The organism is Candidatus Binatia bacterium, from assembly GCA_036493895.1.
Classification (GTDB): Bacteria; Desulfobacterota; Binatia; order UBA1149; family CAITLU01; genus DATNBU01.
The window spans coordinates 61,234-87,818 of record DASXOZ010000026.1; the positions used below are offsets into that span (position 1 = coordinate 61,234).

Annotated in this window: 22 protein-coding genes; 11 read left to right on the plus strand and 11 right to left on the minus strand. The window is 65.6% G+C overall.

What is annotated here, in order from left to right; all coding sequences use genetic code 11:
- Positions 1-7 precede the first annotated feature (7 nt).
- Together VGK20_06885 and VGK20_06890 are read right to left on the minus strand one after the other, a co-directional pair.
- Positions 8-1,675 (minus strand): ribonuclease J, encoded by a 1,668-nt coding sequence (locus VGK20_06885; GenBank protein ID HEY2773760.1) that lies wholly within the window; start codon positions 1,673-1,675, stop codon positions 8-10.
- Positions 1,676-1,694: 19 nt separating this feature from the next.
- Complete coding sequence (locus VGK20_06890) at positions 1,695-2,450, minus strand: lysophospholipid acyltransferase family protein (protein ID HEY2773761.1); 756 nt, start codon at positions 2,448-2,450, stop codon at positions 1,695-1,697.
- A gap of 174 nt (positions 2,451-2,624) precedes the next feature.
- On the opposite strand from VGK20_06890, the gene VGK20_06895 reads away from it, so the two are divergent.
- On the plus strand, positions 2,625-3,071 hold the full coding sequence (locus VGK20_06895; GenBank protein ID HEY2773762.1) for a single-stranded DNA-binding protein: 447 nt from the start codon (positions 2,625-2,627) through the stop codon (positions 3,069-3,071).
- 45 nt (positions 3,072-3,116) lie between these two features.
- Here the strand turns inward: VGK20_06895 and radC are convergent, their stop codons facing one another.
- The 4 genes from radC to moaC form a co-directional block, all read right to left on the minus strand.
- Positions 3,117-3,848 carry a DNA repair protein RadC gene (gene radC / locus VGK20_06900; GenBank protein HEY2773763.1) on the minus strand — a complete coding sequence of 244 codons (732 nt, stop codon included), beginning with the start codon at positions 3,846-3,848 and terminating at the stop codon, positions 3,117-3,119.
- A gap of 62 nt (positions 3,849-3,910) precedes the next feature.
- Positions 3,911-4,111 carry a BrnA antitoxin family protein gene (locus VGK20_06905; GenBank protein ID HEY2773764.1) on the minus strand — a complete coding sequence of 67 codons (201 nt, stop codon included), beginning with the start codon at positions 4,109-4,111 and terminating at the stop codon, positions 3,911-3,913.
- A gap of 10 nt (positions 4,112-4,121) precedes the next feature.
- Entirely contained in the window at positions 4,122-4,448 is a 327-nt protein-coding gene (locus tag VGK20_06910; GenBank protein ID HEY2773765.1) for a BrnT family toxin, read from the minus strand.
- Positions 4,449-4,560: 112 nt separating this feature from the next.
- Positions 4,561-5,058, minus strand: a complete 498-nt coding sequence (moaC, locus tag VGK20_06915) for a cyclic pyranopterin monophosphate synthase MoaC (protein HEY2773766.1) — start codon at positions 5,056-5,058, stop codon at positions 4,561-4,563.
- A gap of 33 nt (positions 5,059-5,091) precedes the next feature.
- Here moaC and trxB point away from each other — a divergent pair, with 33 nt between their 5' ends.
- From trxB to VGK20_06945, 6 genes are all read left to right on the plus strand, one after another.
- Positions 5,092-6,039: a thioredoxin-disulfide reductase gene (gene trxB / locus VGK20_06920; protein ID HEY2773767.1), complete on the plus strand. Its 948-nt coding sequence runs from the start codon at positions 5,092-5,094 to the stop codon at positions 6,037-6,039.
- A 35-nt stretch (positions 6,040-6,074) separates the two neighbouring features.
- Entirely contained in the window at positions 6,075-7,451 is a 1,377-nt protein-coding gene (locus VGK20_06925; GenBank protein HEY2773768.1) for an alpha/beta hydrolase, read from the plus strand.
- On the plus strand, positions 7,427-8,266 hold the full coding sequence (locus tag VGK20_06930; protein HEY2773769.1) for a DUF374 domain-containing protein: 840 nt from the start codon (positions 7,427-7,429) through the stop codon (positions 8,264-8,266). Before VGK20_06925 ends, VGK20_06930 begins: the two co-directional genes overlap by 25 nt.
- A gap of 174 nt (positions 8,267-8,440) precedes the next feature.
- Entirely contained in the window at positions 8,441-9,367 is a 927-nt protein-coding gene (locus tag VGK20_06935) for a sulfotransferase domain-containing protein (protein ID HEY2773770.1), read from the plus strand.
- Between the two features lie 51 nt (positions 9,368-9,418).
- Positions 9,419-10,966: a wax ester/triacylglycerol synthase family O-acyltransferase gene (locus VGK20_06940; protein HEY2773771.1), complete on the plus strand. Its 1,548-nt coding sequence runs from the start codon at positions 9,419-9,421 to the stop codon at positions 10,964-10,966.
- Positions 10,967-11,050: 84 nt separating this feature from the next.
- A complete protein-coding gene (locus tag VGK20_06945) occupies positions 11,051-13,294 on the plus strand; it encodes a molybdopterin-dependent oxidoreductase (protein HEY2773772.1) in 2,244 nt (747 codons plus the stop codon).
- 34 nt (positions 13,295-13,328) lie between these two features.
- Here the strand turns inward: VGK20_06945 and VGK20_06950 are convergent, their stop codons facing one another.
- Together VGK20_06950 and VGK20_06955 are read right to left on the minus strand one after the other, a co-directional pair.
- Positions 13,329-14,525 carry a CoA transferase gene (locus tag VGK20_06950; GenBank protein ID HEY2773773.1) on the minus strand — a complete coding sequence of 399 codons (1,197 nt, stop codon included), beginning with the start codon at positions 14,523-14,525 and terminating at the stop codon, positions 13,329-13,331.
- A 530-nt stretch (positions 14,526-15,055) separates the two neighbouring features.
- Positions 15,056-16,162 (minus strand): citrate synthase 2, encoded by a 1,107-nt coding sequence (locus tag VGK20_06955; GenBank protein ID HEY2773774.1) that lies wholly within the window; start codon positions 16,160-16,162, stop codon positions 15,056-15,058.
- Between the two features lie 868 nt (positions 16,163-17,030).
- On the opposite strand from VGK20_06955, the gene VGK20_06960 reads away from it, so the two are divergent.
- Together VGK20_06960 and VGK20_06965 are read left to right on the plus strand one after the other, a co-directional pair.
- Positions 17,031-17,357: a type II toxin-antitoxin system RelE/ParE family toxin gene (locus tag VGK20_06960; protein ID HEY2773775.1), complete on the plus strand. Its 327-nt coding sequence runs from the start codon at positions 17,031-17,033 to the stop codon at positions 17,355-17,357.
- Positions 17,350-17,724, plus strand: a complete 375-nt coding sequence (locus VGK20_06965; protein HEY2773776.1) for a helix-turn-helix transcriptional regulator — start codon at positions 17,350-17,352, stop codon at positions 17,722-17,724. Before VGK20_06960 ends, VGK20_06965 begins: the two co-directional genes overlap by 8 nt.
- A 589-nt stretch (positions 17,725-18,313) precedes the next feature.
- Here the strand turns inward: VGK20_06965 and VGK20_06970 are convergent.
- Entirely contained in the window at positions 18,314-19,663 is a 1,350-nt protein-coding gene (locus VGK20_06970; protein ID HEY2773777.1) for a 7-dehydrocholesterol reductase, read from the minus strand.
- Positions 19,664-19,878: 215 nt separating this feature from the next.
- Here VGK20_06970 and VGK20_06975 point away from each other — a divergent pair, with 215 nt between their 5' ends.
- On the plus strand, positions 19,879-20,973 hold the full coding sequence (locus VGK20_06975) for an adenylate cyclase regulatory domain-containing protein (protein ID HEY2773778.1): 1,095 nt from the start codon (positions 19,879-19,881) through the stop codon (positions 20,971-20,973).
- Positions 20,974-21,592: 619 nt separating this feature from the next.
- On the opposite strand, the gene lpxD is transcribed toward VGK20_06975, so the two are convergent.
- Entirely contained in the window at positions 21,593-22,720 is a 1,128-nt protein-coding gene (gene lpxD, locus VGK20_06980) for a UDP-3-O-(3-hydroxymyristoyl)glucosamine N-acyltransferase (GenBank protein ID HEY2773779.1), read from the minus strand.
- An 822-nt stretch (positions 22,721-23,542) separates the two neighbouring features.
- Positions 23,543-23,917, minus strand: a complete 375-nt coding sequence (locus tag VGK20_06985) for a hypothetical protein (protein HEY2773780.1) — start codon at positions 23,915-23,917, stop codon at positions 23,543-23,545.
- A gap of 445 nt (positions 23,918-24,362) precedes the next feature.
- Between VGK20_06985 and VGK20_06990 the strand changes: the two genes are divergently transcribed.
- Entirely contained in the window at positions 24,363-26,396 is a 2,034-nt protein-coding gene (locus VGK20_06990; GenBank protein HEY2773781.1) for a right-handed parallel beta-helix repeat-containing protein, read from the plus strand.
- Positions 26,397-26,585: the final 189 nt, after the last annotated feature.

The following is a 26,585-nucleotide window of genomic DNA, read 5'->3' on the forward strand; positions in this document are numbered from 1 at the left end:
GCCGGCGTCAGAGCTCGACGACGTAGGGAACGACCACCGGCCTCGACCCGAACGTGCGCCGGAAATAGCGCCGCACCGCCAGGCGCACTTCCTCGTTGAGCGCATCGAGGTCGCGCACGGCCGCCTTCGGCATCGCGGTGATCGAATCGACGACCGCGCGGCGCAGCGGCTCGACGTCGGGCTCGACGTCTTCGCCGCTCGTGACGACGCCTCGCATCAGGAACTCGGGCCCGGAAAGGATCAGGCCGCTCTGCTGCGCCACGGCGAGCACGGCCAGCACCATGCCGTCGCGCGCGATGTTGCGCCGGTCGCGCATGACGCTCTCGTCGTCGATGCCGATTACTCCGCCGTCGATCAGCACGCGGCCGACCGTCACCGTTTCGTTTCGCAGATGGCCGTCCGCGCCGATCTCGAGCACGTCGCCGTCGGTCATCAGAACGGTCTTGTCTTCGGCCACCCCCGTTTCCACGGCCAGGCGCGCGTGGTGGACGAGGTTGCGGTACTCGCCGTGCAGCGGAACGAAATATTCCGGCCTGACCAGCTCGAGCATCGTCTTCAGCTCTTCGCGGCACGCGTGGCCTGACACGTGCGCGCGCTGGAAGCGCGGATAGTAGACTTCGCAGCCGAGGCGGTAGAGCTGGTCGATCACGGCGCCGATCGGCCTTTCGTTGCCCGGGATGACCTTGGACGAGAAGATCACCGCATCGTCCGGCCCCGGGACGACGCCCGGCATGTTGCCGAACGCGATGCGCGAAAGCGCCGAACGCGGCTCGCCCTGGGAGCCCGTCAGCAGGTAGCAGACCTCGTGCGGCTTCATGCGCTGGGCGTCGCGCGGGTCGACGAGCAGGTCGCCGGGAATGCCGAGGTGGCCGATCGCGTTGGCCAGCGACGTGTTCGCTTCCATGCGCCGGCCGAGGATCACGATCTTCCTGCCGAACTGGTGGGCCAGCGACATGATGGCGGCGATGCGATGGATGTGCGACGCGAACGTCGCGACGAAGACGCGGCCGCTGGTGGCCGCGAACATCGGCTCCATCATGCCGCGCACCAGGCGCTCGGAGCCGCTGTGGCCTTCTTTCTCGATGTTGGTCGAGTCGCTCATCAGCACCTTGACGCCTTCATCGCCAAGAGCGCGGAAGCGTTCGGATGCGAAAGCGCGGCCGTCGATCGGTGTCTGGTCGATCTTGAAGTCGCCGCTGTGCACGACGGTCTCGCCGCCGGTGCGCACCGCCAGCGCCACCGCATCGACGATGCTGTGGGTGACCGGGATCGCCTCGATTTCCATCGCGCCGATCGAGAAACGCTCGCCGTCGCCGAAGATCTCGATCGGGCGGCCGGCAAGGCGCGAGTGGTCGATCAGCCGCTCCTTCAGGAGGCCGGCAGTAAAACGGGTCGCGTACACCGGCACGTCGAACTCGCTCCAGACGTACGGCAGCGCGCCGAGATGATCCTCGTGCCCGTGCGTCAGCACGAAGCCGCGGAAACGGTCGCCGAGCTCGCGAAGATAAGTGATGTCGGGGATGATCAGGTCGATGCCGAGGTGCTGGGCATCGGGGAACATCACGCCGCAGTCGATCGCGATGGCGTCGGCGCCGCGCTCGACGACCATGCAGTTGAGGCCGAACTCGCCGAGACCGCCGAGGGGAACGAGGCGAAGAGGAGGCTGGCTGGCCATCGCGGCGCCTTCGTCTCCGTCAGGCGCTCAGCGCGACGCGCGCCGGGGCTTCTTCGGCAACCGGTCCCTCGAGCTCCATCAGCATGTCTTCGAGCTGGCGGCGCACGCGATCGGTGAGCGCGGCGCGGTCGTCTTCGGTCATGCCGGTGGTATCGATGGGATTTCCAAAGCACACGTGGATGGTGCCAGGTGTCGAGATCACCGAATGATTGGCGATGCAACGCTCGGAGCCGGAAACCGCCATCGGCAGCACCCAGAGTTTGGACGAGATCGCGAAAGCGGCTGCGCCTTTCTTGAACGGCAGCATCTGTCGCGTCGACGAGCGGTGCCCTTCGGGAAAGAAACAGATCAGCGCGTCGCGATCGCTCGCGTGACGGCCGAGCGCCTTGACGGCGGAGGAATGATCGCCGCGATCGATGAAGATCTGCCCGGTGAGCTCGAGAGCCTTGCCCAGGATCGGCACCCGGCGCAGCTCCTTCTTGGCGACCCAGCGCGTGACGCGCGGAAGGACGGCGACCCCCATCGCGACCGGATCGAGCTGGCTCCTGTGGTTGGCCATCACGACGTAGGTGCGGTTGGGGTCGAGGTTCTCCTGCCCCGTCACGACGAGCGTGACGCCGAAGATCTTGAGGATGCCGTTGATCCAGATTTCGGCGACGGGCCAGTACGCAAGAGTGCCCGGCTTTGCCAGGACCGCCAGCGACATCGCGATCAGCATCACCGCGCTGAACGCGAAGAACGCAAGCAGCCGCAGGTAGGCGACGAGGAGACTCAAGGTTGATCTGCGACGCCCGCGTCCGTTGCCGTGACTCGAACGCACAGGATTGCTGCGAGTACGTGCGAAGCGCCGCGAGTCAGCACTTCGGTGTCATTGACTCGGTCCGGGGGCGGACCTAGCCTCGCCGCCAGCATTTCCGGTCGCCACATCGGGCGCTCGCAAGAGGACACCATGGCTTCACTTAACAAGGTAATGGTCCTTGGCAATCTTGGACAGGACCCCGAGTTGCGCAACACCACCAGCGGCAAGGCCGTGACTACGCTGCGCGTGGCCACCACCGACTCCTGGAACGACGCCAACGGCCAGCGCCAGGAGCGCACCGAGTGGCACACCATCGTCGTGTGGGGCCGCCAGGCAGAAAACTGCAAGCAATACCTCGCCAAAGGCCGCCAGGTCTTCGTCGAAGGCCGCCTCCAGACCCGCAAATGGCAGGACAAGGAAGGCCACGACCGCTATTCGACCGAGATCGTCGCCGACCGCGTCCAGTTCGTCGGCGGTGCCGGCGGCGCTGCCGGTGCCGGTGCCGGTGCGGGTACGGGAGCCGGCCGCAGCCGGGGTGACGAAGATTACTCCGGTCCCTCCTCGGGCCCACCGGCCGACGACGACATCCCGTTCTGAACGGGGGGCGGCTGCGCCGGGTGCGTGGCCGCCGACTCCAGCCTGCTAGGCCCACCCGTTCTCCGCGAACGACCAGTACCCGCTGCGCCCGACGACGACGTGGTCGAGCACCGGAATTCCCATCAGCTCGCCCGCGTGCCGCAGCCTCACCGTGATGCGACGGTCTTCCTGGCTCGGCGTCGGATCGCCGCTCGGATGGTTGTGCACGAACAGCACCGCGGCGGCGGCCTCGCGCACGGCACTGCGAAACGCTTCGCGAGGATGCACGACGGATGAGCCCAGCGATCCTTGGGACACGCGCGTCTTGGCGATCACGCGATTGCGGCCGTCGACGAGCACGGCGAAGAAGCTCTCGCGCTTGTCGTCCGACAGCAGCGGGCCGAAGTGCGCGTACACCGCGGATGCCGAGCAGAGCACCGCGCCGGCGTCGAGCCTGTCGGCACGGACGCGGCGCGAGAGCTCGGCAATCGCGACGATGGTCGCAGCCCGCGCGCGGCCGACTCCCGGAAGAGACGCAAGCTCGGCGACCGACGCGCTGAGCACGCCGCGCAGGTCGCCGAAGGTCGCCAACACGTTCCGGGCGATAGTGAGCGCGGTTCCGGCTCCCGGGTGTCCCGTGCCGAAGATCACGGCGAGCGCTTCGCCGTCGCTGAGCACGCTTGGGCCGAGGGCGAGCAGGCGCTCGCGCGGGCGCTCGGTCTCCGGCCACGTGGCGGGCGAGCTGTCGTGGGATCGCAGGGCTTGGGTGGAATCGCTGCGCGCCGGCGTCGATTTCATGCGGGCAGCCTATCGATTGCGCGTCATCCGGTCAGCGACCAGGCTGTAATGATCGCGCGGCGCTACTTCTCGCGCTTCGTCGCCCTCTCGAGCATGTCGTGGATGAACGTCTGGTAAGGCTTGCCACGCTTGGCCGCCATCTGTCGAAGCTTGAACAGCACGTCCGGCGCGATGCGGATCGCGATCATGTGCTTGACGTTGCCGGATTGCGGACGGCCTGGGCCACTGACGCGCCGGGCACGCGCGAGCTCCTCGTCGGTCATTTCGGGAATATCAGAGAAATCGATCTCGGAATCGGGAGTAGGCCGCCTTTTCCTTGCGGCTGGCGCGACGCGCGCTGATGATGCGGATTGCTTCTTGGCCATCGGGCAACCTCCTGATCGTATACACCACGAGCAACACCCTTCCGCTGCCGGAAATTCCAAGGCGCTGATTCCGAGACTCCGATGGCGACGAATGCGCGATGTCATCCGCATCGAGCGCTTTCATATCCGCGAAGACAGTCGACGCCTCTTCGAAGGACACGCCGTGCTTCGCCAGGTCGGCCAGCCCCTTGGCCGAATCCCAGACGAATTCTCGTATATACGCTAATTCCCGCACCGTCAATGCCGGGCCCTGCCGTTCGGGCAGGATCGCTCCCCGCGCGCCGCGCTGTCATTGACGGAAGTGTGTTTTTGCGAGCCCGGGCCGGCTCACGAGCGACGACGCGCGCCTACTCGTCTTCGCGCCGGAAGTCCCCGCTCTTGCCGCCGCTCTTTGCGACCAGGCGCACGTCGGTCAGCACCATCGACTTGTCGACTGCCTTGCACATGTCGTAGACGGTCAGGCCCGCGACGGCCACGGCCGTCATCGCTTCCATCTCGGCGCCGGTGCGCGCCGTAACCGACACGCGCGCCTCGACCTCGAGCACTCCGGCCTCGCGACCTTCGGCGAACGAGATCTCCACCGACGTCAGCGGCAATGGATGGCACAGCGGAATCAGCGACGGAGTCTGCTTGGCCGCCATGATGCCGGCCGTGCGCGCGACGGCGAGGACGTCGCCTTTCGGAAGGTCGCCCTGCAGGATCCGCGCGAGCGTTTCGGGGCTGGTTCGAAGCCGCGCACGCGCGACGGCGCGGCGTTCGGTGACGTCCTTCGCACCGACGTCGACCATGCGGGCGCGCCCCTTTTCGTCGAGATGGGTCAGCTCGGATTTCGACTTCGGTTGCATGGCTGGCGGGGAGTTCTTATATCCGGCGCCGTCATGACCAGCGAACACCACAAAGTCCTGATCCTCGGCTCCGGCCCAGCCGGCCTCACGGCGGCCCTGTACGCTGCGCGCGCCAACCTGGCTCCCCTGGTCGTCGAAGGCACCCAGCCCGGCGGCCAGCTCACGATCACGACCGAGGTCGAGAACTTCCCCGGATATCCCGAGGGCGTGATGGGACCGGAGATGATGGTGCAGTTTCGCGAGCAGGCCGCGCGTTTCGGCACGAAGTTCGCGACCGGCGACATCGAAAGCGTCGATTTTTCGAAAAGCCCGTTCACGCTGAAATCGGCCGACCACGCGTTCACGTGCGATGCGCTGATCGTTTCCACAGGCGCCACCGCTCGCCTTCTCGGCCTTCCGTCCGAGCAGACGCTGATGGGACACGGCGTGTCGGCGTGCGCCACCTGCGACGGCTTCTTCTTTCGCGGAAAGAAAGTCCTCGTCGTCGGCGGCGGCGACTCGGCAATGGAAGAAGCGGGGTTTCTCACGAAGTTCGCGAGCTCGGTCACCATCGTGCACCGGCGCGAAGAGTTCCGTGCATCCAAGATCATGCTCGATCGGGCCCACGCCAATCCGAAGATCGACTTCCTGCTCGACCACACGATCGACGAGATCCTCGGTGAAGCGGCAGCCGGCGGCGTCACCGGCGCGCGTCTTCGCAACACGAAGACCGGCGCGACCTCCACCGTCGCCTGCGACGGCGTGTTCATGGCGATCGGCCACGTACCGAACACGAAGATCTTCGAACGCAAGATCGAGCTCGACGACAAGGGCTACATCGTGACGCGAGCGGGCAGCACCTACACCAGCGTGGACGGCGTGTTCGCGTGCGGCGACGTGCAGGACTCGATCTACCGCCAGGCGGTCACCGCGGCCGGCAGCGGCTGCATGGCCGCCATCGACGCCGAGCGCTGGCTCGAGGCGGGGCACCACCACGGCTGAGCGCGTGCCTGCTGGCGCCTGACCGCGGGCCGGCCATGGCCAACCGCGACCCGCTGGTGGCCAACCGCGACCCGCTGGTGGCCAGCCGCGACCCGTTCGTGGCCGACGGCCGTCCGCTCGCTCGCGATTCGTTCGGCGCAAGCGGCCTGCTAAATTCTGCCGCCATGCCACGCATCGGACGCTACGAAAACCCCTACCTCACCGTCGAGTTTCACCGCGAGCCGCCGGTCGGCTCCTCGTCTCTGGTGCTGAGCCTCGTAAGCGAGGACCGCGCCAACAGCCACGGCGTGCTGTGGCTCCCGCCCGGACCGCGACCCCGCACCGTGCTCACGGTGATGCACCCGCGCGCCGACTTTCATCGCCACTACGTCGTGCCGTCGCTTCTCGAAGCCGGCTACGCCGTGTTCACGCAGAACAGCCGCTGGGTCGGCAACGACTCCATGCTGATCCACGAGACCGTGCTCTTCGACGTCGCCGCAGGCATGAAGACTCTGCGCCAGATCGGCTTCGAGAACGTCATCCCCGTCGGCAACAGCGGCGGCGGATCCCTTTACACGTTCTATATCTCCCAGGCGCACACGGCGCCGGAGATGCGGATCACGCAAACACCGGCGGGAGAACCCGTCGGCCTCGACCGGCTCACGATGCCGCCGGTCGATGCGATGGTCTACCTTGCGGCGCATCCCGGCGAAGGCCTGTTCCTGCTCGAAGCGATCGATCCGTCGGTGGTCGACGAGAACGACCCTGTAGCCTGCGACTCGCGCATCGACATGTTCGACCAGGCAAACGGCTTTCGTCCCGCGCCCGAAGCAAGCAGCTACGATGCGTCCTTCGTCGCACGCTACCGCGATGGGCAAAGAGCGCGCGTCGAGCGCATCGACAACCACGCACGCGCCCTGGTCGCGCGGCGCCGCGATGCGCGCCGGCGTGCGATGGAGCATCCGTCCGAAGCAACGCCGTGGCGCGAGGCCATCGCCGTGCAGTTCCTGCGCATCTACCGCACCGAGGCCGATCCGCGCTACGTCGATCCGTCGCTCGACCCGTCCAATCGCGACTACGGCTCGCTGTGGACGCATCGCCCCGACCTGTTCAATTACGGCCCTTTCGGCTTCGCGCGCATGGTCACTCCCGAAGCATGGCTGTCGACCTGGTCGGGAATCTCGTCGAACGCGGCGATCCCGCTGCGCGGCTCGATGGTCGCAGTGCCTTCGATCGTCGTCAGCTACACGGGGGATAACGGCGTCTATCGCGAGGACGCACGAACGATCTTCGACAGCCTCGGCTCGCCCGACAAGCGACTGGTCGAAGTCGACGGCGACCACTACGGGTTCCCGCTGGCCGGCACGGCCGAATGGGGCCGCGACCGCGCGACCGCCGAGATCGTCCAGTGGCTGCGCGAGAAGGGCTTCTGACAAGCGACTCCGGCGGCCCGGCGGCAATGCCGCCGGCGCGGCGCGCGAAGAAGGCCGGCATGCGCCTGGTGGTGCGCATCGCACCGCTCGTCTATCGAGTGTGGATGCGCACGGTGGCAGCCACCTCGCGAGTCGATGAGGCCGCCGCACACGAGCTCGACCGGCGGCGTCGAAGCGGCGAGCGCATCGTGCTCGTGATGATGCATCAGGACGTGTTCGTCGCGCCGTGGTTCCTGCGCGGCATCGGCGTCTGCGGCCTGGCGAGCACCGGCGACGCCGGCGACATCATCGACGCAGTCATGCGCAGTCTCGGTCACTGCAATGTGCGCGGAGGCACCAGCGGCCGCGAGAGTCGCCACCGCCCTCTCGGCGCCCTTCGGGAAATGATCCGCTACGGCCGCAGCCGCGCACGCGAAGGCTTCGTGATCGCGATCACGCCCGACGGATCGATCGGCCCCGCCGGCGCCTGCAAGCCTGGTTTTGCGCTCGTCGCGCTCGAGACCCGCGCGTCGGTCTGGTGCATCAAGATCCATGCCGCACCGGCAATCCTCGCACCGACCTGGGATCGCACGACCATCGCGCTGCCGTTCGGGCGTGTGTGGGCAAGGATGGAAGGTCCGATCGAGGTCCCTGAGGGAGCCGACGCCGCCGCCCTCGAACGAGTCCGCATCGAGGCCGAGAGCGCACTCCACCGCCTGCATGCCCGCGTTTTCGAAGAAGAAGGTCGCGCCGCAACGCCGCGGCTCGAGCGCCATGCGCGCCCGCCCGGGGCCGCCCCCGTCAGCGATCTTGAGTCGGCGCGCGCGCCGGAGTAGCGCTGGGCGCTCGTACTCGAGGCCGCGGCGGCGCCGGCCTGCACACGCGAGGTCGCCGCAAGGCGACCAGACCGCGCAAGGTCGCCGCGAGGCGACCAGACCGCGCGAGGTCGCCGCGAGGCGACCGGACCGTGCGAGGTCGCCGCGAGGCGACCGGACCAGAAGGAGAAACGGATGGCGCTCCAGTATTATCGAACGTTCGTGTACGACAACTCGCGCTGGGACGGATTCGAGTTCCGGGAAGGCGACATCGTCATCAGCACGCCGCCGAAAGCGGGCACGACGTGGACGCAGCGCATCTGCGCGGCGCTGGTGTTCGGCACCGCCGAGCTCGAGCAGCCGCTCAGCCGCCTCTCGCCGTGGCTCGACATGCTGACGCGCTCGCGCGACGACGTATTCGCGCTGCTGGCATCGCAGACACATCGCCGCTTCATCAAGACGCACACTCCGCTGGACGGCCTGCCCTGGGACGAGCGCGTCACCTACATCTGCGTCGGGCGTGATCCGCGCGACATTGCTTGCTCCTGGGACAACCACACCGACAACCTCGACGTCGAGAGATTCCTGAAAGTCCGCGAGCAGGCCACCGGCAGCAACGCGGACATCCAGGGCATCGTCGACAACGGCATGCCGGAGAAGCCGCCGACGCCGCAGGAGCGCTTCTGGATGTGGGCCGACGATGCGACGCCCGTCAACGAGACGCCGACGTCGCTGGCGAACGTGTTCAACCACCTCGCGACGTTCTGGAAAGAGCGCTCACGGCCGAACGTCGTCCTGCTGCACTACGACGACATGAAGCGCGACCTGGACGGGCAGATGCGAATGCTCGCGCGGCGCCTGGCGATCACGATTCCCGAGGAGCGCTGGCCCGAGCTGGTCGAGGCGGCGACTTTCGAGCGCATGAAGAAGGACGCCGACAAGACGGCGCCGAACACGAGCGAGGCGATCTGGCAGAGCAACGAGAATTTCTTCCACAGGGGAACCAGCGGCCAGTGGCGCGAATTCCTCGCCGGCGACGACCGCGAGCGCTATGCGACACGCGTCCGCGAAATCGCCGACGCGGAGCTGGCGCACTGGGCCCACCACGAACGACTGTTCTGAACCGAGTCGAGATTGCGGTAATTGCCCGAGCTTGCGAAGGAGCATCCGACCATGACGCAGTACGCATACGACCACCTGACGTTTCTCGACAATTCCTTCCTCATCCTGGAGAGGGAAAACACGCCGATGCACATCGCCGGCACGGCCACTTACGACGCCGCGCCGCTGACGAAGGAAGACGGCAGCATCGACATCGAGCGCATCCGCGCCTACATCGACTCGCGCATGCACCTGATCCCGCGCTACCGCCAGGTGCTGCAGTCGAGCTGGTTCCACAGTGCGCCGATCTGGGTGGACTACACGCACTTCAACATCCACTACCACGTGCGCCACACCGCCCTTCCGAGGCCCGGCGACGAGCGCCAGCTCAAGCGCCTGGCCGCGCGCATCATGTCCCAGCACCTCGACCGCTCGAAGCCGCTCTGGGAGATCTGGGTCGTCGAAGGCCTCGACGACGGCAAGCGCGTCGCGATGATCAGCAAGATCCATCACTGCATGGTCGACGGCGTCTCCAGTGTCGATCTCCTGAACGTGCTGCTCACGCCGCAGCCGATCGACGATTTCCCCGAGGCCCAGCAGTTCCTGCCGCGCCCCGCTCCGAGCGAGCTCGACCTCATGCTGGAGACGGCCGGGCAGCTTGCGCGACTGCCGTTCGAGATCGGCAAGAACGTGACGGCCCTGGCCACGCAGATCCAGGACCCGCTGTCGGACGTAAGATCGCGCCTTCGCTCCTTGCGCGAGATGCTCGGAACCGGCTTCGGCACTTCCGATACCCCGCTCAACCAGAATGTCGGGCCGCACCGTCGCTTCGACTGGCTCAAGATGAGCCTCAAGGACATCAAGAACGTCAAGGACCGGCTCGGCGGCACGGTCAACGACATCGTGCTCGCGACCGTCGCGGGCGCCGTGCGCCGCTTCCTCGAAAGGCGGCAGGTGAACTGCGAAATGCTCGACTTCCGCGTCATGGCGCCGGTCAGCGTGCGCGGGGAAAGCGAGCAAGGCGCTCTCGGCAACCGCGTCTCGGGATGGATCGTGCCGATGCCGCTTGGCGAGCGCGATGCCAGGCGTCGCCTCGAGCACATCCGCACGACGACGTCGCACCTGAAGGAAGCCAAGCAGGCCAAGACGGCCGAGATGCTGACGCAGGTCGGCGAATGGACTCCGTCGACGATTCTCTCGCTCGCCTCGCGCATGGCCACGCGCGCGCTGCCGTTCAACCTCGTCGTGACGAACGTGCCGGGGCCGCAGGTGCCGCTGTACATGCTCGGCGCACGCATGCACGACAACTTCGGCTTCGTCCCGCTGATGGACGGCCTGTGCCTCGGCATCGTGCTGTTCAGCTATGCCGGATCGCTGTGCTGGGGATTCACGTGCGACTGGGATCTGCTGCCCGACCTCCACGATTTCGTGCTCGACATCCAGGAGTCGTTCGAGGACCTGAAGGCGGCGATGCCCCCGGTCGATGATGCCGACATCGCGGTGTCCTTCCCGGAGCCTTCTCCCGCCGAAACCGAGGCCTCAGCCGGGACGAAGGCCTCGCGCAGCAAAAAGCAGCCACCGGGACCGCTCGAAGGACCATCGACGGAAACGCGGCACTGAGTGGTCCCATCCGTCGCCGCCGCAGCGGCCCTTGTCGCGGCGGGCCCCCCGCAGTAATCGGGCAGGAACCGAAGGAGAACTTCGATGCTTCACCGCCTGCCCCCCGACATCGACGCCGACGAGGATGCACGGCGCGGTCTTGCCGCCGCGACGCGCACCGTGTTCCGCAGCTGTTCTCTCTGCGAGGCCGCGTGCGGGCTCGCGTTCGACGTTTCGGGAATGCCGGGCCGCGAGCGCATCGTCTCGATACGGCCCGACCACGACGACGTCTGGTCGAAAGGCTACGTGTGCCCGAAAGGCGTCGCGATGGGCGCCGTCCACCACGACCCGGACCGCCTGCGCACGCCGATGCGCCGCACGCTGTCCGGCGACTTCGAGCCGATTGACTGGGACACCGCGTTCGAAATGGTCGCCTCTCGCCTCGCCGCGATCCGCGCCAGGTACGGCAGCGACGCGATCGCGAGCTACTTCGGCAACCCCGTCACGCACAACCACGGCGCGCTGCTGATGCGCCACGGCTTCCTCAAGTCGATCGGCACACGCAACTCCTACAGCGCAGGCTCCCAGGACACGAGCCCTCGCTTTGCCGCATCGTACTACCTGTACGGCAACTCGCTCGTGATTCCGGTGCCGGACATCGATCGCACCGATTACTTCCTGTGCATCGGCGCCAATCCGTACGTCTCTCAGGGCAGCGCGATGGCCGGCCCCGACGTCAAGAACCGCATGCGTGCGATCCGGCAGCGGGGCGGCAAGGTCGTCGTCGTCGATCCGCGTCGCACCGAAACCGCGCGCGACGCCGACGAGGTGGTGCAGATCCGGCCCGGCGGCGATGCCGCTTTCCTGCTCGCGCTCGTGCGCCTGGTTCTCGATGCCAAGGGCATTCCCGGCGACGTATTGGCGATGCTGGACGGGTGGAAAGAGGTCGGCCAGCGCCTTTCGAAGCTCGACGTCGCCTCTGCCGCGCTCCATGCCGGCGTAGAGGTCGACGTGCTCGAGCGCATCGCCCACGACTTCTCGATCGCGCGAAAGCCTGTGGCGTACACGCGCATCGGCGTCTGCAACAACCGCTACGGCACGCTCGCGACCTGGGCCGGCGACCTGCTCGACATCGTCACGGGGCGCCTCGGCAAGATCGGCGGCGCAATGTTCCCGAGCCCGGCGCTGGATGCAGCCACCCTCGCGCATACGGCCGGCATGGACGGCCACGCGCGCTGGAAGAGCCGCGTCCGCGGGCTGCCCGAGACTGTCGGCGACCTGCCGGCAGCGTGCCTTGCCGAAGAGATCGAGACCGAAGGTAAGGGACAGGTGCGCGCACTCGTGACGTACGCCGGTAATCCGGTGCTGTCGCTGCCGAACGGCCGGCGCGTCAAGGCCGCGATCGAGCGCCTCGACTTCATGGTGTCGATCGACATCTACATCAACGAGACGACGCAGCACGCCGACGTGATCCTGCCGCCGGCGTGGGCGCTGGCCGAGGACCACATCGACACGATCGTGCCGATGATCGCGATGCGCAACGTCGCGCGCTGGTCTGCGCCCGTCGTCGCGAAAACGGAAGACGAGCGTGCCGACTGGGAGATCCTTCACGAGCTGTCGCTGCGACTTGGCGGTGGGCCTTTCGGAATCCCGGCTGTCGATTCGGCGTATCGCGCCGGTCGCCGCTTCGGATGGAACTGGGACCCCACGTCGACGGCCGATCTTCTGCTCCGGCTCGGGCCCCACGGCGATCGCTTCCTGCCGTGGTCGAAAGGCCTCTCGATGGCAAAACTGCGCAAAGCCACGCACGGCATCGACCTCGGCGCGCTCGAGGAAGGCGTCGCGCGCCGCATCTTCCATCGAAACAAGAAGATCCACGTCGGTGCGCCGGTATTCCTCCAGGCTTTCGACGAGTTGCTCGACGAGCTTGCCGGCAGGCCGAACGAGGGCGAGCTGCTGCTGATCGGGAGGCGCGACCTGCGCAGCAACAATTCGTGGATGCACAACGTCCCGGCGATGGTATCGGGCAAGGAGCGCTGCGTGCTCTTCGTCAGCCCGCAGGACGCAAGCCGCATCGGCATCAACGACGGCGACGAAGCGGTGCTCGAAAGCCGCGTCCACCGCGGACCGGTACGCGTGCACGTCAGCGACGAGATGCGTCCCGGTGTCGTGAGCCTGCCGCACGGATGGGGTCACGCGCCGTCTGCCCGATGGCAGCGGGTGGCCGGCGCTCACGCCGGCGTCTCGGCCAACGACTGGACCGACGATGCCGAGGTCGAGGGTATCGTCGGTCAGTCCATTCTGAATGGCGTTGCGGTACGGCTGACCGCGGCGCTGGAGCGCGCCTGAGTCGCCGTCTCCCGCAAAGAGCCCAGACGCTTCGTCAGACGATACCGGCGAGGTGAAGCTCCTCGAGCTCGCCCTCACCGACGCCGATTTCCCGCAATACTTCGCCGGTATGCTGCCCGAGCAGCGGCGAAGCCTCGAATGCAACTTCGGCGGCCCCACCCATCTTGATCGGCATGCCCGGCATCGTGAAAGTTCCGCGCACCGGATGCTCGACCTCGGCGATCATGCCGCGCGCGCGCAGGTGCTCGTTGGCGAACAGGTCGGCCGAATCGAGCACGGCGCCGCACGGCACGCCGGCCTCGCCGAGCAGGCGCATCGCCTCGAACTTGTCGTGGCGCCGCGTCCAGCCGGATATCATCTCGCTGACTTCGTCCCAGTGATTGCCGCGCTCCCTCTGCAGCTCGTAGTCGTCGCTGCCCTTGAGGTCGCCGCGACCGATGGTGTCGAGCAGCGCGTGCCACATGCGCGTGGTCGTGACCATGAGGTAGATCCAGTCGTTCGGTGCTCCGCCTTTGGTCGGGTAAAGGTCGGTAGGACACAGAAGGCCCATGCGGTTGCCGTAGCGCATCGCCGGCATTCCGCCCGTCAGGTAGTGCGCGACCAGCGCCGAGCGCGAAAAATTGAACATCGCGTCCTGCATCGAGACTTCGACGTACTGGCCGCGGCCGGTGCGCAGCTTTTCGATGTATGCCGCGAGGATCGCCATGCCGAGGTGCACGCCGGCCCCGCTGTCGCCGAACGTCACGCCGGGCTTCAGCGGCGGAGTCTCGGGAGTGCCGGTCACGGCGAGCACTCCGCCGGTGGCCTGCCCGATCATGTCGAAGCTCTTGAAGTCGGCCCACGGCCCCCACGAACCAAAGCCCTTGCACGAGGCGTGGATGATGTCGGGCTTGATCGCCTTCAGCGCGTCGTACCCGAGGCCGAGCTCTTCCATCACGCCGTTGGCGTAGTTGTCGACGACGACGTCGGCGCCGGCGACCAGGCGCGCAAAGATCTCGCGCCCCCGCGGCTGCTTGAGGTCGAGCGTCACCGAGCGCTTGTTCGAATTGAACAGCAGGAAGTAGATCGCGTCGGCGTCGGGACGCTCGGAGATCATCCTGCGGCCTGGCTCGCCGCCGGGCGGTTCGACCTTGATGACGTCGGCGCCGAGCCAGGCAAGAAGCTGCGTGCACGAGGTGCCCGCTTCCCACTGCGTGAGGTCGACGATGCGGATTCCGTCCAGTGCTGCCATGGCACTGGCGGATTTCCGCAAAACCGTGCCGAGTCAAATTCGGGGAGCCAGATCCTCTAAAGACCAAATGTCTCTCTGCGGATGGTCCGCGCCGCCTCCATACCTGGAGCGGCGCGAAATCCGCGTGATGTCGCGCGGGTTTGCAACATCGGGCAGGCATGACGCGGCAGTTGGCTGTTAACTAGGGCCGCCGCTGAGAGCGCCGATTCGAGGCTCAGCGGGACGAATTTCGCTCTCAGAACGCTTCCCAGGGGAGACCCCGTTAAACGAGTTATCCAGAGACTGTGAGCCGGGTGACAAAACTGCAGCGAGGGCATTCGCAACGTTTACCAACTCTGGGAATTGTTTAGCGAGGCCGCACGACGGTTGCTCGGGCGGGCGACGCAACTGGTCACATCTCAGTCGACCGAGTCTTGGCATACTACAACGGCCGCGCGCACCAGCGAGCTGTTGGTCGAGCGGGCCCGCGTGCGCACTGAGATCGGCAGCACGCAAATCGGTTCCGGGGTTGTCCTCGACGCCACGAGCGGTCAGTCATGGACGATGTTCGACCAGCCCTCGACGTCCTCCGGCTTGCGCGGCTCGGGACCGACGTACCGCGCGGACGGGCGGACGAGTCGGCCGGTCTTCTTCTGTTCCATGATGTGCGCCGACCAACCGGCCGTCCGGGCGCAGGTGAACATCGCCGGCATCATGTGCGGCGGCACCTCGGCGAAGTCCAGAATGACCGCGGCCCAGAACTCGACGTTCGTCTCGATCGGACGGTCGGGACGCCGCTCACGCAACTCCTCCAGCGCCGCCTGCTCGAGCGCCTGCGCGGCCTCGAAGCGCGGCGAGTCGAGCTCTTTGCACGTGCGGCGCAGCACGCGAGCGCGGGGGTCCTCGGCACGGTAGACGCGGTGCCCGAAGCCCATCAAACGGTCGTGACGGTCGAGAATGTCGGTGACGACCTTCTTGGCGTCGCCGGTCCTCTCGACCTCCTGGATCATGGGTAGCACGCGGGCCGGAGCGCCGCCGTGCAGCGGGCCGCTCATGGCGCCGATCGCACCGGACATCGCGGCCGCGACGTCGGCGCCGGTGGACGCGATGACCTGGGCAGTGAAGGTCGAGGCGTTCATGCCGTGCTCAGCGGCGGACACGAAGTAGGCGTCGACCGCCTTCGTGTGCGCCGGGTCGGGCTCGCCGCGCCAGCGGACCATGAAGCGTTCGACGATTGTATGGCACTGGTCGATGCGCGACTGCGGCACGGCCGGCGTCGACAGCCCGCGGGCGGACTGTGCCGCGTAGGACAGCGCCATGACGGCCGCACGGGCGAGCTGCTCACGGGCCTCTTCGTCACTGATGTCAAGCAGGGCGCGGTATCCCCAGACCGGCGCGAGCATCGCGAGCGCTGCTTGCACGTCGACGCGGACGTCGCCGGTGTGCACCGGGATCGGGAACGGCTCGGCCGGCGGCAGGCCGGGGCCGAACTTGCCGTCGACCAGCAACGCCCAGACGTTGCCGAACGTGACGTGCCCGGCGAGATCCTCGATGTCGACGCCGCGGTAGCGCAGTGCGCCGCCGTCCTTGTCGGGTTCGGCGATCTCGGTCTCGAACGCGATGACGCCTTCGAGGCCCGGGCTGTAGTCGCTTGCCATCGGGGTGCTCCGACCGGTGGTCCGGCTGCTGTGAACAGTGGCCCCGTGCCGCCGTTGCCATTGTGCTCACACCCATGGCGGAAGGAAGTACGACAGGTGCCAAGTCTGCGGGTCATGTCGACGGGCTACGACGTCGAGTTGACCCAGACTCCAGTCTGACCTTCCGGATCTTGGCCTCGCCGTTCTCAGGTTCTTGAGACGTCATGGCGACCGACTGCAAGCATTGTCCATCCCGAAAACCCGGTGCCGGACGACCTCAGGCCGCCATCCGCTCGTAGTGATGGTGGCGACCGCCAGCCTCGGGGAACGCGACCACCGCCACTCGAGGCGCGAGCCTTTCTTCAGGTCCGCCCCGCGTCAATGAATCGGTGTGCCGAGGGGGTTCTTGGCGCAGCAGATCACCAACGTGAACGGGCAATTTTTGACGAGTACTCGACACGTCGGGTCGAGGATGGACCGGCATAGCCAGCCGGCCGCCGTCGATCGAGGGACGCCCGCCGCGGTAGCGATGGCGATGTCGCCGGTCTGGCGAACCAGATCACGGAGCCTGTGGTCGTAGACCTGCTAACGGAATTCCCGCTGAGCCATCCCCGCCATCTGCACTGGGGTCAGTCGGGTCTCAAACCCGCCCTCGGTGACGAGTACTCGTACAGAAAATGCCCGTTCGGGTTGGAAAACTGCTGGGCGCGAAATCCGCGTGATGTCGCGAGGGTTTGCGACATCGGGCAAGCACGGTGCGGCGATCGGCCGTTAACCAGAACTCGTCAAGTCGGACGCGGAGCGGTGCCAGGCGCGGGGCCGACCCGCGACTCTCCCGCTCTCGACTCGGCCGCTTGTGCCAGGTTAGCGCATTTGCTAACCTCCGGCCGTGGCGTTCGCCGTCGAGTACTTCCACAAACGAGTCCGCGACGAGATCGAGTCGTGGCCGGTGGATGTCCTGGCTGACTACGCCAGAATCGTCGAATTGCTCGTCGAGTACGGACCGAACCTGCGGCTTCCCTACTCTCGTGCCTTCGGCGACGGCCTCTTCGAGTTGAGACCGCGGGGACGCGCCGGCATCGGCCGGGCATTCTACTGCTTCCTCGTCGGCAAGCGCGTCATCGTGCTGCACGCTTTCGTCAAGAAGTCTCAACACACGCCGGACCGAGAACTGAAGTTGGCACGTAAGCGCATGAAGGAGTTGTCCAGTGAGTGAACTGAAGTACCAACCCGTGCGTCATGACCACGCGGCCTTTGTCGCAAAGGCACGCCAGCGAAAGGGATTCGGCGAAGCTTACGATGCGCTCGCCCTTGAGTACCAAATCGCCCGCCAGATGCTCGCCGCTCGTTCGCGCGCGGGACTGACACAGGATGCGGTCGCCGAAAAGATGGGAACGACTAAGAGTGCCATTTCGCGCCTGGAATCGGCCGGCAAGCACGCGCCGTCTCTGACGACGCTCAAGCGCTACGCTTCTGCCGTTGGATGCAACCTCGAGGTCCGACTCGTTCCTCAGAAGGCGTCCGTCCGCTCAGCGGGCCGTTCGAGGGGAAACGCCATCAAGCGGTCCTCTAAGAGCCAATGAGAGGAGGAGACGGTCAGATCCAGATGGAATGGGTGCATCGATCAAATGGGATCCCATTTTCTGGATGTCGGCGACACGATCTTGCACCGCACTGAATCCAGACGCTTTCTCAGCTCTTCGCGAGTTGGGACTCTCAGAAATTCTCTGAGAAATGGTTCGCCCAGCGCATCGAATGCGGAGCCAGATCCCCTCAAGATCAAATGTCTCTCTGCGGATGAGCCGCGCCGTCCTCCTACGGGACGCGGCGCGAAATCTGCGTGATCTCGCGGTGGTTTGCGAGTTCGTGCAACCGAGACTCGTCACCGAACTGTTAACCAGAGCGGTTGGTGAGAGCGCCGATCCGCGGCCGATGAGGCTGAATTCTACTCTCAGAATGCCTCTCCGGGGAGAGAACCCTCAGGCTGGTTAACTGAATCTGTTAACCAGTCCGCGCTTAGAGCGAGAATGGTTAACTGGCTCTAGCACTGACTGTCAGGCACACCTGCCCGAGACAATTCGTCGGTTCCCCAACACCGAGGCGGCATCGTTCTGGCATCTCCCCGGAGAGGCGTCCTGGGAGCGAAATTCGTTGGGGATGCGAGTATCGTCACTAGTAGATTCCCGGAATGATCTTCGAAGGCACGCGCCGGCAGTACTCGTCCCAATCGGCGCCGTATTTTTTGCGGCAGCGCTTGTCGTCGCGCGTCGCGCGATCAAACAGCAGGATGGTCAGAAAGGTAACGTAGAAGTAGGGGACGAAGTGCGTGAAGCCGGCGGGAAGGCTCCACGCGAGCCCCAGGGTGATCTCGGGGACGTAGTGGAAGTGGCGCGCCAGGCCCCACCAGCCGGAAGCCAGCAGCAGGCTTTCGTGCTCCTTGCCGTCGGCGGTTTTGTAGTGAGCGCGAATGACGACCGGGGGGCGGCCCCACACGGTTGTGTTGCCGTTCGTCGCGCGCACGCGCTGGCGTTGCGCATCGGCGTCGTAGTTGACGCAGATCGCAGCAACCCCAAGCAGTAAGACTGCCGCCGCGAGCAGCCAAGGCATGTCGTAAGGCCGCAGCACGAGATACTGCGCGGTGATCGCATAGACCGCCGGCACCCAAGCCATGACGCCCCAGCAAATGTAGTAGCCGAAGCGGTCGTGCATGATGTCGAGCGAGGTGAAGTACCCGCTCTCCCACCAAAAGAACTTAAAAAGGTAGAGTACAGTTATGGCGACCGAGATCAGCATCGAGTTGCTGAGGTGACCCGCACGGTCGAGCTCGGCTTGCTTGGCAGCGAAGGAGCACACGATCACACTCCAGCCCATCATGCTGAAGCGGCAGTTGATCAGCTGTTTGAGGTTGATGCCGAACAAGGTCGGATGCAGCTCGACGCCCCAGTAGTAGTCCCAGATGAAATTGCCGGCAACGCTGCGGTCGGGTGAGTTGGGCCAATGGATGCCCTTGAAGTAGAGGAACAGGCAGAAGACCAGAGCGAAGAGAACCAACGTCGCCAGGATTGCGCCGAAGCGGTCCCAGACAATCCCGAGGTTGAACAGGTGCAGCCCGCAGGCGCAGCCGAAGAACAGCGCGTGGGTCACAAACCAAGCTGCTACGCCGTTGAGCTTGTAGCGCGGGCGATTGCCGCCCGGCGTGATCGGTCCTTCGAATGTCTTTCCCGGGAGCCATTGCAGGAGGGCTCCTTGGATCGTGGCATAGCCGAGGATGATCGCGGCAGCGCTGAAAGTCGGCCACGGCCAATGTGCGAGAACCGATTGCCAACCCGCGGTGGTGAACAGGGGGAGCAACGCGCCGTTGAACGGCTCGAAGGTACAGACGATCCAGAAAATGATCGCTGCGGGTGGCGTCACCAGAATGAGCAGAAGCGGCCCCACCGTCGAACGGACGAACTCGACAAAAGCGTTGTCACTCGATGCGGCCCAGGTGGTGAGTTTTTCGCTGGATGGTGATTCGGTCATAGGGCGCCCAATGTCGCGCAATCAGATTCGCCGTCAAGGGCGCTACCTGCTCGAGCGGTGGTGCCGCGCGGCCACTGGGGCGTGCCGACGGGTGGGCTGATGTGGTCCGGATTGGGCCCGGCCGACGCCTCTCGCGAAGGTTTTCTCTCCCGGAACGACGTTCTCGAGGAGAGAAGCGCCTTGACCCTTCCGCGTTGCACGCGTATCGCGCACGCATGACAGCCGCCGATTACGAAGCCGCAGGTCTCTACGATCCGGCCTCACCGAGGGCTGCCGGGCGGCTCGCGCTTCTCGAATGGATGTCCGCGCGCGGCATCGCGCTCGCGCAGATGAAGGAGGCCGATGGGCGCGAGCAGCTCGTGTTCCTGGCTTCGATGGCCTCGCTGAGACCCGGCCCTTACCTGTCGCAGAGGCAGCTTGCCGAGCGCGTCGGCAGCACCATTGAGCAGGTCGAGCTCTTTCGAATCGCGTTCGGCCTGCCGCCCGCCGAGCCCGAAGCGCCTTGGTGCAATGAGGCGGAGGCGGAGTTCTTCCGCCAGGTTGCCGGCGGCATCGGACTTTTCGGTGAGACCGGCATGCTGCGGCTTTCGCGCGTGCTCGGCGCATCGGTGAGTCGGATTGCCGAGGCGATGGCGACCTCGAATCACGACCGCATGGTCGGGATCATCGCCGGCGGAGCCAGTGAACTCGAACTGGCCAAGGCCAACCTGCAGGCGATCGAGACTGCCAGCGCCCCCGGCCTCATCATGCAAGGGCTGTTGCCCATGCACCTGCAGCTCGCCGCCGAGCGCCTGCGCACTCGGCGCAGCCGCTTCGAGCAGGCGACCGTTCGCGGCTGCGTCGGCTTCGTCGACATCGTCGGCTCGACTACGCTGTCGCGGCGACTCGACGCGACCGAGCTGGCCGCCGTCGTCGATCGTTTCGAGGAGGTCGCTTTCGAAGTTGCGACCAACCTGCGCGGCCGCGTCGTCAAGTTCATCGGCGACGAAGTCATGTTCGTGACTGGCGACGCCGATTCGGCGTGTGACATTGCACTCACGCTGATCGAGCGCTTCGCCGGCGATCCGAACGTGACGCCACGCGGTGGGCTGGCGGAGGGCCAGCTCCTCGACCGCGGCGGTGACTACTACGGGCCGATCGTCAATCTTGCAGCACGACTCGCCGAGATCGCGGTGCCGCGCGAGGTGCTCGCCACCGCCGAGCTCGCCGGCAACGCTGCCAGTGAGCGCCTGCGCTGGGAGCCCGCCGGCCGCCGACTTTTGCGCGGATTCGACGAGCCCGTCACGCTGCTCAGCGTCAACCGCACGTAAGCGCTTTCGGGCCCGTCGATGACGACTTCGATTGACCCGACATAGCACCCCACGCGAAGCGCTGCCGACGCGAACTACGACATGATGCCAGACGAAACGTGCGATCCGCTGACTGGTATCGGAACCGGGCGCCGCGCGAATATATCCCCACGAGGCTGTGCGCCGTCGTGGCGGCAGCTGGTCATCATCCTGAGTGTCGGCGTTGCGCTCTATACGACTTACCGGATCGCCAGTAGGACCCTTCTCTTGGGGTCCGTGGCAGGCAACTACATCTACAACTACCGTCCGGCTCCGGAGGGACGAGTCTGGCTCCCTTTCCTGATCGTGCTCGCCGCGGCATGCGGACTCGCGTGGCTCACGACGCGCAAGATCGGCGCTCGCGAACGGGCATGCGTCCTGGCGTGGTGGGCGGCGGCATTTCCATTTCAACTCGTCCTGCGCGTCCTGGCGCTCGAGCCACTCGCAGCAATCATTCGAAACGAGGCCAACAACTCCTTTTACACCCCGACGCTGAACTCCACGGCGCTGGAATTCCTGCGAAATTTTCAGCGACAGACCGATGCGCTTCCAATGCATGTGGCTGCCAACATGCCCGGCAAAGTCCTTCGTTACCGGCCGTTCAGTCTATGCGCTTGGTCTCGGTGTCGGCCTTTACGTCATGTTGCTTTTCGACCCGCTGCCAGTGGCTACCGGACCGATCTTCATTGATCTGGGTCTGCAGCGCACGTACCTCGGCAGCGAGCTCCGAGAGCCTGACGACTTCCTCCATGTTGCGCTTGTAGTTTGCCAGTGTCTGCAGGGGCAGTGCGCAGTACCTGCCAGGTGATGAGATGTCCTTGACCACTCCGGCGCGATGAAGGAGCCAGACGTCATCGCATATCTTCATGTGATCGATGACACCGACCTGGCCGCTGGCTACCACGCGATTCCCGATGATCGATGATCCCGCGATACAGAACATCGCCGTGAGGAGGCAGTTCTCACCGATCTCCACGCCGTGAGCGAAGTGGCAAAGATTGTCGACTTTGGTCCCGGAACCGATGCGTGTCATGCCGTACGAGGCGCGATCGACGCAGTTGTTCGCGCCCAGGCGAACCCGGTCGCCGATGACGACGATGCCGGTTTGAGGGATCCGGTAACTCTGGAACTCGGCATCTTGCCCAAACCCGTAGCCCTCGGAACCGATCACGGTGCCCGCGCCGATGTCGACGTGGGCTCCCAGCCGGCAACCGTAACCGATCACCGCGTTGGGATGAATCACACAATCGTCACCGATGATCACATCGTTTTCGACAACGACGCCGGCCATCAATCGCGTACGTTCGCCGATTCTGGCGCGGGCCCCGATTGTGACATTCGGAGAAACAAAGGCACTCTCCGCCACACTCGCGGTGGGATGAACGACGGCGGACGTCGGTCGCGCAGGCCACTGGTCATCCAGAAAATCGCGATCGGCATACTCTGATTTGATGAGCGCGTGCGCGAGCATCACCAAGGGCGTGACCAGGAGTCCCAGCCCTTCTCGCGGCGCAAAGAGCTGGGCAAGATCGGGATTCGTTATGATGGCCGAGGGGCTTCTTGCCAAAGCCGTCTGGACGAATCGTTTGTTGTCGATGAAAATCAGGTCGCCTTCGCCGCAGGATTCGACCGGCTTTATTCCACGAATGTAAGGGTCGGAACCGCGATGGTCCGAACACGCCAATCGTCCACCGAACTTGGCATTGATCTCGGATAGACGAATCTCCATGGGATCCTCCTGCAAGGGCGAGAGACGCGATCTGGCGACCGTCACTACGAAACTGGCATTCAACCACAGGAGTTCTACGCCAGCGAGCATCGTGTCCAGTCTCGCTCACGCGCGAGTATGACAGTTGCGTGAAGTCCGTGTCGAGGGAGGCGAATGAAGCGCTCGCTCGGAACGTGTGCACGATTTCGAGCGCAGGTCGCAGTCAATATTCTCGTGGTCGGATAAGTTTCGGCGCTAGAAAGTGAACACGTGTCGTCAGCTGCGACATTGCCGATTGCAGGACAGCGATGCGAGGATCCTGACTGCCAGCCAGCTTCGCGACATGCATGACAATTGCGTGACGCTGGACCGCGCGCGGACATTGATTGCGCCAGAAATGGCGGCGACGACGGTAGCGACACGCAGGACTTCTCAATCGGGTCCGAGGCGCCCGAATGCGTGGCCCTGTCGACAGATGCTTGCGCGCTGGTCGGGGCCCCGCCGGTCAACGGGACGTGCGCATGCACCGATCAGTCGGGCAATCCCGCCTCCGTTCCCTGTCCGTGACCGGACTGATGCGGTAGCACTCACACACAGTGCGACGCCGGGCATGGATCCGGCGTCACGGAATGAACGATGAATGAAAAAGGACCGCTCGATCTTTCGGGCGGCCCGTCTTCGTTCTGTGCAGCAAGTTACCATCGCGTGTGGCGCCAAAACTCAGCCCAGCAGATTCCCGACGTGAACCGGCGAAATCGGTACGAGTAGTCGACACGTCGGCCGAGGAACGGCGTCGCGATACCGCTCGCGGTTCGGTCGGCCGAGTTTTGGCACAGTCTACTGCTACTTCGCAGCAATGCGTTCCACCAGATCTTCGACTCTAGCCCGAAGAGCTGCATGCGCAGGGAAGTAGTGGTCACGCATCGCGGGGAACCCCTGCCAGACCTCGCTCTCGGGCGCTGCGACCTGGACGTCGCGCGGCAGCACCGTATCGTCAGTTCCCTGAACGACGATGACGCGCTCAGCACCCTTGACATCCTCCGGGGAGACGACGTGCGGTTGGTAGCCATCGAGACGGAACCCGTCGACCGCGAGGGCAAACACCATCCTGAAGGGCACGTCAGTGAAGCTGGCGATTGCCGCCCGTGCGGTTGCTCGCTCGCGCAAGCCGCGTGCCGACGCGAGCCGGTTGAAATACGCAGCGGACCACACGCTCATCGAGACTCCGTTCCTGCACACGAATACGACTTGCGCGGGACCGTGAACGTCCGCGACTGGCTGGGCATTCGTCGCGAAGGCAACAGAACCGGCCAGCAGCAACGGGATTCCGACTACGAGAATGGACCTAACCTTCATAAGCTTCCCTCCGGCTCGACGAAATACGCTCGCAAGGACTGAACGAACGATGGGCGAACATCGTTACAACCCATCGGGAGCAGGGGGCCGATCGCGATTGACCCAGCCAGCCATGGCCGCAATCAGGAAATGAAAGTATGGCGTGAGCGCGGGCGGGAACGTCCGCTCCCGCCGAGACCGAAGGTAGGCCGAGGCTGTCCGCTATGGTAGCGACAGGACTTCACGCCGCCTGTAGCCGATGATGATGGAATACGGTCTATCTTCGTGTCGCTTGCCAATTGCGGACAGCGAGTCAAACCTGATCCTCATGCGAGCGTTCAAGTCGGCAGCCGGGTTCGCAGGTACGCTCCTGGTCGGACTCGGCGTGATTGCCGCGAATGCCGCCGTGTCCGCGGCGGCGAGTTATCATGTCGCGCCCACGGGCGACGACGCGACGGGCGACGGCTCGGTAGCCGCTCCGTGGCGTGAGGTTCGCCGGGCGCTCACGGCCGTCCAGCCGGGCGACTCGATTCTGGCTGCCGACGGACAGTACAAGGGATTCACGATCGCCGGCCTCGACGCGACCGCCGATCCGATTCTCATTCAGGCCGAAGGCCGCGACTGCGAGATCATGCCCACGACCGACCGCGGCGCGCAGTACGACCCCGACAACATCGCGATCTGGAACTCGACGAACATCATCGTCGATGGCCTGCGCTCGTTCCACGCCAGCCGGGCAGCGGTACGTATCATCGCAAGCAACGGCATCACGATCAGGAACGGCGTCTACGGCGACAACGCGATATGGGCCATCGTGACGTCCCACAGCGACGACGTCGTCGTGGAGGGATGCGATCTTTACGGCAGCCTCGCGCAGCACGGGATCTACTTTGCAAACGGAGGCGATCGTCCCGTGGCGCGCGACAACCGGATTCACCATAACGCCGGCTCGGGCATCCGTGCGTACGGCGACATCACCCAGGGCGGGGACGGCCTGATCACCGGCGCACTCTTCGAGCGCAACCGCATCTACGGGAACGACGGCGGTGGAGGGCTGAATCTGAATGCCTTCAAGGACGCGGTGATCCGCAACAACATCATCTACGACAACCACGCGTCCTCGGGCATCGCGCTGTTCCTCGGCGAGGGCGACATCGGCGTCGGCAATATCGAGATCTCGCACAACACCATCGACGTGCCGGCCGACGGAAAGTACGACCTGCGTATTCTCGGTACTCAGGGTCCGATCACGGTACGCAACAACATCCTCTACAACCGCAACAGCGCCAAAGGCCCGTATTCGTGGGGCTCGCCCGACGATGCGGCCAACACCGATGGCGACTACAACATCGTCGGCGGCCGCCTTTTCGTGTCGGACGACGACGAGACCACGCGCAAGACCTGGTCGGACTGGCAGGCCGCGGGGCACGAGACGGACTCTCTGGTCGCGACGCCCGGCGTCCTGTTCGAGGACGACCGTGCCGACGACTATCGCCTGCGCGCCGGCTCTCCGGCCGTGGACGCGGGAATCACACTCGCGACGGTGACTGCAGACATCGACGGCAACGTGCGGCCGGCCGGCAGCTCCTCGGATATCGGCGCGTACGAACGAGTGCCGGCCGCCTCTCCCGGTTGTGGCGACGGCATCGTCCAAGCTGGGCTCGGCGAGCAATGCGACGACGGCGATCCGGCCGGCGGCGACTGCTGCTCGCCCGCCTGCCAGTTCGAATCGTCAGGCACCGCGTGCCGGAGCGCGGACCTCTGCATCGGCACCGGAACTTGCGACGGACAGGGCTCGTGCGTGGCCTCGGCGCCGCCCGCGTGCGGCCCGAGCTGGCAGAGCGGCAGCCTGCGTGTGGACGAGACGATCGCGGGCAAGGAGACGCTTTCGGCGGAACTCGCCGGCGGTCCTACGCTCTCGCAGGCCGGTCTCGGTGATCCGCTCGCGTACGGCGGTACGGACTACGTCCTCCGCGTTTACGACGATGCGGGTACGGTGGCCGGTCGCATCGAGGTCGGTCGGGCCGGGGACACTTGCGGGCGCGCACCGTGCTGGAAATCGGCCGGCGCCAGACCTCCTGGCGGCCACGGCTACCGGTACAAGGATCCGACGTTGACGGCGGACGGCATGCAATCGATCAGCATGAAGACCGGCGCGGCGGGCAGGCCGAAGATCCTGCTGAAGGCGAAAAACGACTCCGGGGCCGGCTATGCGAATCTGCCAACCGGAATCGCCGCTGCCCTTGCAGGCTCAGCCAGCGCCACCGTCGAGATCTTCACGAGCGACACCGGTCCGTGCTTCTCCGCATCACTCGAGACGCTGCCCGGCGGAAACGGTTCGCTCTACGAAGCGGAGCGCTGAACGGGAAGGCTACCGGGCGGGGCACGATCTCCAGCGCCGCAATTCAGCTCCGGTCCATCGCGGCCTCGATGCGCTGCGCCAGCCACTGCGGCTGGTCCTCGGGCGTGAAACCGAAGGAATCGTCGATCACTTCCACACCGGAGAGTTGTCGCGCCTGCTGGCGGCGCTCGCCTCGAGCTGATCCTCCAG